Consider the following 312-nt stretch of genomic DNA (forward strand, 5'->3'; position numbering starts at 1 on the left):
CCATAGTACATGCAGAATGGTAGTCAGCCGCAGCAATTTAAGCCATGCTGGTGATTGCGAGATCATCAATAAGGAGTATTGCTATGGCTGACCACTTAAACAATAAACCCTATGGGGCATGGATTGCAATTGATATTGCCAAGGACTTTAATACCGTGTTAAGCGAGACTAAAGAAGGTAAACGACAGCATTTTCGGATGGCTAATTCTGCTGCCGATCATGATCGTTTTATTGCTTTTCTAAAGAGCTTACCGCCGCCTTGCATTATTGGGTTTGAGGCAACCGGCAATTACCACCGCGCATTAGGGCATC

Annotated in this window: 1 pseudogene; it reads left to right on the forward strand. The window is 44.6% G+C overall.

The annotated features are described in order from the left end of the window. Window positions 1-83 precede the first annotated feature (83 nt). Window positions 84-312, forward strand: a pseudogene (locus VC188_RS11965) (IS110 family transposase); the annotation flags it as partial.

Source organism: Polynucleobacter sp. MG-28-Ekke-A2, from assembly GCF_035012985.1.
GTDB lineage: Bacteria > Pseudomonadota > Gammaproteobacteria > Burkholderiales > Burkholderiaceae > Polynucleobacter.